Origin of the sequence: Rhizobium sp. Rhizsp42, from assembly GCF_047304155.1 — a bacterium.
GTDB lineage: Bacteria > Pseudomonadota > Alphaproteobacteria > Rhizobiales > Rhizobiaceae > Rhizobium.
This window is the reverse complement of the sequence record NZ_JBGLYS010000041.1, coordinates 42,234-49,967: the sequence shown is the minus strand read 5'-3', so window position 1 is coordinate 49,967 and position 7,734 is coordinate 42,234. Positions and strand designations below refer to the sequence as shown.

Genomic DNA, 7,734 nt, shown 5'->3' with positions numbered 1-7,734 from the left:
CAGGTTGGCCATCGAGCGATCTCGACGCTCTGATGCCCTGGAACTTCAAGAAGTAACGGCCTCACGTCACCGCTTACGAAACATCGCGGAAGTAGTGGTTTGATTGACGAATATTAGGGCTGCGAGCTGCCGCTGACCGGTAAACGATCCCGCTCATAATCGTCGGCAGTTTCTGGCGACATATTCTCCAGAATGAATGCCACTGCATCCCCGAGGAAACGAAAATCAGTTTCTTTATTTGGGGCCCAAGAACCAGCCACGACCCATTTATCATTCCCCGTCGGATAGAGGATCGCCATCTGATGAAACATTTTGATTTCATCCGAATTTTGTGGAGAACCAAAGACACATATGCTCTCCTGAAACGACCAGGAACGTTCTCTGACGGTGAAACCTTTTCCAGCCAGTAATTGAACGGCATCGGCGCGGGTCATCTGATCCTCTCAATCCTGATTCCACTTATAACGTGACGCGCTTTATGCCCACAAGCAACGGGTGTGAATGTGCTCCTCTGATATTTGGCCTGTGGGATTGACCGAGGTCGATGCCCAGACGTCCGATAGCAATTTGGTGGCGGTTGCTACCTCAATCCCATTGGAGCGGGCGAAGAACACCTGTGGATCAGGCCTCGCGGTGTGATCGTTTGACGAGCCTTCCCCCGGCGAATCTGTGTACTTCAAAGCCACCGATCCGCCGTCGCCGCCCGAACGTGGGCGGCTCCATAGATTTTCCTACTGAAAATTGCATTGCGCTATTACTGGTATTAACCTGCGCGAACGGGATAAGCCTTTAAAATTATTTGCTGCGCCGGGGGGACGTAGATGACAAGGATCAATCACAATAGACCGATCCTTCGCCTTTTGGACAACTATCGACGAGAGCTCAATCGGTTACAGAGGGACCTTCCTGAAGAAGATCGCAGCAGAAAAACGCCAGCGACTAGCGTTCGGATACCGAAGATCAGCCAGGCTGCGCATTTGAAACTTCTCGAGATGCTCAATGCCGCCAGTGTCTATTTCGACACCTTCTCTAGCTACCTAAAATCTATCTCACCCGACGCAAAATCATCGGTTCGGAAAAAACGCTCTGCATTCGAAAAGAGTCTGGAGGATGCAAAGAAAAACCTCAAAGGTACCTGTATCCACCTCGTGATCGAGGCTATGCGTGAGAAGATTGAAGGGGAGAGCTATGTCATCCCTTGGCTGGAGTGGTTCCAAAAAGAGGCCGAGCGAGTAAGTCATTCCGGCCTGACCGAGATTTTCGAAATCGGCATCAAACCTGCTTTTGAAGCGGTAGCAGCAGCTATTGACGAAAGTGCATCTGCTAGACGGCAGCCTTAGTGTTGTCGTCCCCTCATATCGAAGGAAATGGTTTGAGCCAGCGTGTCCCTAAACCGGGCTGGCAAAAAGGCGAGCGCGCGGATCAGGCCGCCACTCCCCGGTGTAAATCATCCAAAATACTTAGTCGCCCTATTGTTGCAATTGTACTGTATTCAACCAAAATCAAATCGACGTAGAGATATTTTTTGGCAATCGCGAGAATTTGCAATGGCGAACAATTATGCAGGCCTCAGAGCTAGCTTCAAAAGTGATCCTGCAGCGGGAAAGCGATGTGCAGACCGCCTGCTCACCATACGGAATGAACTGCGGGAGCTGCGAAAACGGAAGAGTGATAGTTCGCTCTTACTTGCAACTTGGAACATTCGCGACTTTGACAGCAACAAGTTCGGGTGGGGACCGCGTCTCCCAGAGAGCTTCTACTATCTAGCCGAAACGATCTCATGCTTCGATCTGGTCGCCATTCAGGAAGTGAATGAGAACCTCAAGCCACTCGAAAAGCTTATGAAAATACTAGGGCGGGAATGGGACTACATCGTTACGGACGTTACGGATGGTCCAAGCGGCAACGGTGAACGCATGGCGTTTGTCTACAACACCGAAAAAGTTTGGTTTCGCAAGATTGCGGGCGAGATTGTTTTGCCGGACGGCCAGATGGTCGTCGCCAAAAAGCGCGTTACGGTAAAAGGTCAGAAAGACTTGCCCCCTACGTTTGTCGAAACCGAACAGCAGTTCGCCCGTAGCCCGTTTCTCGTCGCTTTCCAGTCGGGTTGGTTTCGGTTCAGTCTGTGCACGGTTCACATATACTATGGGAAGGACAGCGGACCTGAACTTGAGCGCCGAATCGCCGAGATCAAACAATTGGTCCAGTTCTTCGCCAAACGACAAGACAAAGCATCACCCGACGTTGACCATCTGGGGTTACCCGAGAACTACATTCTGCTTGGCGATTTTAACGTCGTAAGCCCACAGCATGAAACGATGAAGGCTCTGAAGTCGAAGGGCTTCACCGTGCCCGACGCTATCGATGGTAACAAGGTGCGCGCGAATGGTCAGCATTTCTACGATCAGATTGCTGTGCGAGTGAAAGACCCTCGGTTCAGAGTAGTCGGTGGCGGTATTGTCCCAGTGTTCGACTATGTATTCCGCGATTCTGACATCGACACCTACAGTGCTGTAATGCCGGCGGACGATCCGGAACCAGACGAGAAGTTCAAAGCCACGACAATTGAAGCCCGGTATCGCAAATGGCGCACCTGGCAAATGTCTGACCATGTTCCGCTCTGGATAGAAATCGAAACAGACTTTTCCGACGACTACCTTCAACAGCTAGCGTCAGTAAGTTAAGCCGCCTTTGTCAGAGATCGTGACGTTTGCATCGCGGGTGACGGAAGGGCACGTTTGGCGCCGGCGCGCCGTTGAGGTGGAAGTTGTTTGAGCCAGCAATTGTCGTAAGTTCAATAGGCGTTCTCGTCGCCTCGATTGGCGGGGGACTTGCGCTATACAACGCACGCAAGGCGACGCTTTGGAAGCGGGCAGAATTGGCCAACGGGCAAGTACGCGAACTATATGCCAATGAGGAACTACTGTTTGCATGCCGTTGTCTCGATTGGAACGCTGGCCGGCTTGTTGTTCCAAGGTCACTGAGGCCGCTCTTAGCCGATGGCACGGAAACCATCGATCACGACCAAACGGCATTTCGAAAATCATTGCGTGTTGATCTTACAACGGAAGAGGCAGCCGAAGACATGCGGCTGCAGATTTACCGCACAGCCTTGGATACCTTGCTTACCTGGATGGCGGCGACGGATAGCGCAATAGAGAGGAGATTGTACAAGGCCGAGGACATCGAGGATGCTGGATACTATTTGGGGCAGGCGTGCAGGATAGATGAGGTCCTACGTTTCATCGATGCGTTTGGATACAGGAAATCGATCGGAAGGCTTGCGCGAAAATACGCGGTGGAGCTGCCCTCTCTGTAGATGTAAATGGACAGTGGCAGGACCACGTCGGTTCATACGAATTTAATGACTTAGGTCCTGTTGACAAAGTACGGCAGCCATATCTTTGCAGCAGCCAGGGCAAGGAATGCGGAGAAGGATTTTCGGGTTTTGTCGTATCGGGTCGCAACGCGACGGAACTGCTTGAGGCGGTTGAACATCCGCTCGATACGGTTCCGGTCCTTGTAAGCCTGGAAGTCGCAGGCAGGGGGATTCTTTCGGTTGGCCTTTGGCGGAATGATCGGCCTGATGCCGTGGATCAGGAGTTCTTCACGCACGAAGTCACCGTCATAGCCTTTGTCGGCGAGAAACAGCCTCGGCTTGCCGACAGGTATCGCCAGCAGGTCCGGAACGGCGTTGTAGTCCGAAGCCTCTCCGCCCGTCAGGACGAAGCCAAGAGGGCGTCCTTGACCGTCTGCTCGGGCGTGGATTTTTGTCGTAAAGCCGCCGCGTGATCGACCAAAAGCCTCCTGATAAGTCCCCCTTTAGCGCCCGCAGCCTGCGAATGGCCGCGAACCGTGGTGCTATCGATCATGTGCTGCCAGTCATCCGTCAGCCCCAGTTCAACCAGGGTCTCAAGCATAGCGTCCCACACGCCCTGTTCGGCCCAACGGCGAAAGCGCACATAGACCGAATTCCACTTTCCGTAGCGCTCATGCATGTCTCGCCAAGGGCAGCCGACCCGCAGAACATGCAGCATGCCGTTCAGATATCGCCGATTATCGTGGGATGGCCGAGACTTCCTGCCACGTTCGCTGGGCAAAAGCCCTTCGATGATCCGCCATTCCATATCCGTCAGGTCGCCACGAGCCAAAGCTGCCTCCTAAAAAGCAGTCTTGAATCACGCTTCCGCTGATTTGGGAATCCACTTTGTCAACATGGCCTAGCGTTAGCCCGGCAGAATATCAGGAGCGCAGTCATGGCAAATATCGTTATCGATCTCTCAAAAAGCAGACGCATCGTTGTACGTCCACCGACATCCGAAGAAGCGTTCGCAGATGGTCCGCATTTTTTACGACCGGAGGCTGACCACTATTGGGTCCGGACACCCTTTGGAAATCTTCTGTACGCGGTCGGCCCGGAGCAGTTCGGGGCGCTGCTGGCTATGCTAGGTGCTATCGAATTCGAGCTAAACGGAGAGCTACGGACGCTACTGAATTCCATTCTCCGTTACGAAATTGTCGGCTTTACGATCGAGATTGCGTTCGAAAGCGCTTTTGTTTCCGGTCTTGTTTCCCCGCCAACCGGAGATACCATGGATAGGGCTTACGATGCCAGCGCCCTCCTCGATCAGATCGCCCAAGCGGCATCGCCTAAGCTAGGATTTTAGCACGCTCGCCGCTCGGCGCGTTCTTCGCATTCTCAATTTCCGTGGGATCGAAACGGCTATGGCCGGCAGCAGCAGACCCAGCTGTAGTTGGGTCTTCCAGATTGATGCAGCTACCTGGGCCGTAAATGAGCTCGAATTTTTCCATCTCCTGCAGTCTTCTACAAATGTCGTCAAGCCGATTTCCAAGGGCGTGTCCCTCGAACTTCCATCTGTCGAGCTCGACAAGCTGACGGAGTTTGGCCGTGCGACCGACCTTCAACAAAGCATCGAAAATGAAAAGTGAGACTTCTGGATCGGACGGTTTCATGCATATCTCATTGCGCTAATCTGGTCTATTCTGATCGCTTCAGTCGCCGGCGCAAGAGGACTCGCCCATCGAAGTAGAAGCAAGGCTGCTGAAGAGACTCCTGGTACCCTTGGCGTTTGGCGCGGCGGCTCTGTCTAGTAGATCAATTTTGACGTTCTACTATTTGCTGGCGTTATTTCGGCGTTTTGCATCCGCGTCCGTGTCGCAACATGCTGTTAAGATGATCGGGCAATAATGCGGGAACTCTCTCCTCGAGAACACGGCGGTCCATGCTCAAGGTCTCCATCCATGATGACGAAATCCTGACCAGTTTTGTATCGAGGTCGGCGCGGGTGAACGGCGTCGAACGTATGCGCTCTTACTGCCTTGATCTCGGTGTAAGTCTTCCTAAGCTCAAGTTGGGCGATCGTGTCGAAATTACCAGACTTGCAGACCTTGTTGGCCTACTGCCTGGGCGTTTGATCAATGCCGCTGTTGAGCGAGACGGTCGCACGCGCGTCCGTATAGGCCAGGAATGGTTCTACAACAGTCGACTGAACCGGATGCATCTCCGCTTTTGCCCTGATTGTGTCGCATCAGATGTCGCGATGGATCCGTCCAGCGGTCCTTATTACCGTTCCTGCTGGCTACTCCCGCAGGTCGCGACCTGCATCCGTCACCAGAAAAAGATAGTGGAGGCGACACAGCCGCAGCGTCTCGAAACGAACAGCCAGGATTTTTGCGCGATCGTCGAGCAACTGAGCAAGCAGTCGCCCGCCCTTCTAGAAACAAGTTTCGATGGTGTGCCCACGACGTTTGAAACCTATGTGGCAGGAAGAATGTCTGGCGACATGGGACCGGAGGCCGAATTAGCTCGACTGCCGTTGGAAACGATTATCGTTATGAGCGAACTCGCAGGAGCCGCTATCGCTCATCCTGGCATGTCGAAACGAGCATTGTCATCGGAGCGAATCTCGCAGGTGCGGGAGTTGGGCTTCGAGGCGATCAAGGGTGGCCGCCAGAGCTTCATGGAAAGCCTGGACAAGATCGCGTCTTCGTCCCCTGCCGGGAGTTGCTCACCTCATGGTCTTTACGGAAGCCTTTATCTCGCTCTGGACCGTAGCCGCTCCAATGGCTCCTACGACATTTTTCGGACAGCCATGATCGAGCACGCGAAGATGTCTGGGCGCGTTGCCGCCGGCACATTCATATTCGGAGCGAGCTCTACCTCAACAACCACTCGGGTTCGTTCGGTCGCCAAGGAGGCAGGTGTTGCGATCGATCGAGTAAAGCGCGTTCTCAAGGCAAAGAACTTAACGGCGCCGGCGGGCGCTGCGGGTTTAGTGGACCCGGCCGCGGCAGCCGAAGCGAAGGCGCACTTCTCGGACGTCTGGTCTTTCAAAGATGCTCGGGAATTCCTTGGCTGCAATCTGAGGACCTTTAACAGCCTGCTAACGGCAGCTATCATCCCGCGTCCTCCCCTGTCGTTCGCTCAAGGCTACGTGTCACGAGCGGCCGTCGTCGATCTTGCCGCGCGCCTTAGCGCGAGCCGCACGATTGATGACGGTTCCCATTTGGTGGACATTGATGCCGCGAGAACCGGCGCCGTGTCATCAATTGCAGAGATCGTTGAGTACGTTATCGATGGCAGACTTCAGTCCGTCGCGATCAAACCAGACCTGCCGGTTCTAGATGCGATAAGAGTTAGCATCGAGGAAGTCCGCAAGGCTCACCTCCCGGATGGCCATGTCACGGCTGATGCCGCAAGAGATATGCTCCGGTTGAACACGAGGGGTTTCGCCGACCTTGCAGGAAATGCTTTCATAAAGACGAGAACGCTGGAGCATCCCAGGAATAACTGGCACGCGGTATCGCTTACCGAAATCGAGCGTTTCCGTGCTACGTATATCTCGCTGCAAGAATGCGCAGAGAAACTCAACCTGAGCAAAAATGCGATGGCAATCCTAGCTAAGCGATCGGGCTTCGCCAGCGCCTTTGCGCCACACGTAGTCGGTCAGCAAATATTCTTTCGAGCGAGCACAGGTGGCGTCGTACCTTCCGTTCCACAAACCGCTTGATCGGTGACCTGAAGCGCTAGCGTTCTTGTAGGGCAAGCAGCGATCAAGGAAGCGATATGGCGCAGCTCAAAACGAGGCATTTCGTCGAGACCGAGAGTGGTGGACGGCTGCAACGTCACGATCGCGCGATCATCAATGCTACAAATTTACGCCTATCTTTGACAAGGGGCCGCCGAATTAAAGCGTCTTTGTCGTAGCGTCAAGGCGATCTTCGCCTATCGTTTTTCGGAAAAATTTTTTTGCGCCGTTTTAGAAGGCAATTTTGGGGCACGAACGCAGATAGCCCCTTGAACTGTGCCAAAACTGGAGCGCGCCCATCCGTCAGACGGGTTAAACCCCTAAAAGCGATCGTGTTTTAGCATTAACTATATGTTAGCACACTTGGATCAAACTACAGTTAACCGTTGCTTTAGCCGGTTCTCTACTGCGCTTTTTTTTATTGAAGCCCACCGGGCCCATCTGTAAGGTACGGACAGATTGAAACAGGAACTCGCAATGAACGCGAACATAACGAATAGAAACGCGGCCATCCGCCTTAACCTCTAGTCCGGTATGTTCGCCGTGACTTGAGGTCACGGTCGGCCCCCAACGCTTTTTTTTGATGACAACGGAGGCTATGAAATGCGCAGTACTTCAATCCATTTCCCACAAAACCATAATACACTGGCAATCCGTCGGGCACTTGCTGTCGCCCCGACATCCC

The 7,734-nt window shown here is 53.5% G+C and carries 8 protein-coding genes; 5 read left to right on the top strand and 3 right to left on the bottom strand.

The features are described 5' to 3' along the window. Nucleotides 1-113 precede the first annotated feature (113 nt). The gene (locus ACCD05_RS27325) at nt 114-434 is read right to left on the bottom strand and encodes a hypothetical protein (protein WP_413396725.1); all 321 of its coding nucleotides are present in this window, start codon (nt 432-434) and stop codon (nt 114-116) included. 387 nt (nt 435-821) lie between these two features. On the opposite strand from ACCD05_RS27325, the gene ACCD05_RS27320 reads away from it, so the two are divergent. The 3 genes from ACCD05_RS27320 to ACCD05_RS27310 all read left to right on the top strand — a co-directional run bounded on the left by ACCD05_RS27320 (nt 822) and on the right by ACCD05_RS27310 (nt 3,319). Beyond that, nucleotides 822-1,340, top strand: a complete 519-nt coding sequence (locus tag ACCD05_RS27320; protein WP_413396723.1) for a hypothetical protein — start codon at nt 822-824, stop codon at nt 1,338-1,340. A gap of 207 nt (nt 1,341-1,547) precedes the next feature. Then, entirely contained in the window at nt 1,548-2,684 is a 1,137-nt protein-coding gene (locus ACCD05_RS27315) for an endonuclease/exonuclease/phosphatase family protein (RefSeq protein ID WP_413396721.1), read from the top strand. 83 nt (nt 2,685-2,767) lie between these two features. Continuing rightward, entirely contained in the window at nt 2,768-3,319 is a 552-nt protein-coding gene (locus ACCD05_RS27310; protein ID WP_413396719.1) for a hypothetical protein, read from the top strand. Between the two features lie 50 nt (nt 3,320-3,369). On the opposite strand, the gene ACCD05_RS27305 is transcribed toward ACCD05_RS27310, so the two are convergent. Further along, nucleotides 3,370-4,151, bottom strand: a protein-coding gene (locus ACCD05_RS27305; protein WP_245498851.1) for an IS5 family transposase whose coding sequence is annotated in 2 segments (ribosomal slippage) — nt 3,370-3,821 and nt 3,821-4,151 — 783 coding nt in all. Because the reading frame shifts where the segments join, the coding sequence is not laid out codon by codon here. 105 nt (nt 4,152-4,256) lie between these two features. On the opposite strand from ACCD05_RS27305, the gene ACCD05_RS27300 reads away from it, so the two are divergent. Continuing rightward, nucleotides 4,257-4,667: a hypothetical protein gene (locus ACCD05_RS27300; protein WP_413396716.1), complete on the top strand. Its 411-nt coding sequence runs from the start codon at nt 4,257-4,259 to the stop codon at nt 4,665-4,667. On the opposite strand, the gene ACCD05_RS27295 is transcribed toward ACCD05_RS27300, so the two are convergent. Continuing rightward, nucleotides 4,651-4,974 carry a hypothetical protein gene (locus ACCD05_RS27295; protein WP_413396714.1) on the bottom strand — a complete coding sequence of 108 codons (324 nt, stop codon included), beginning with the start codon at nt 4,972-4,974 and terminating at the stop codon, nt 4,651-4,653. The genes ACCD05_RS27300 and ACCD05_RS27295 overlap by 17 nt on opposite strands. Before the next feature lie 269 nt (nt 4,975-5,243). Between ACCD05_RS27295 and ACCD05_RS27290 the strand changes: the two genes are divergently transcribed. Further along, complete coding sequence (locus ACCD05_RS27290; protein WP_413396712.1) at nt 5,244-7,031, top strand: TniQ family protein; 1,788 nt, start codon at nt 5,244-5,246, stop codon at nt 7,029-7,031. Nucleotides 7,032-7,734 lie beyond the last annotated feature (703 nt).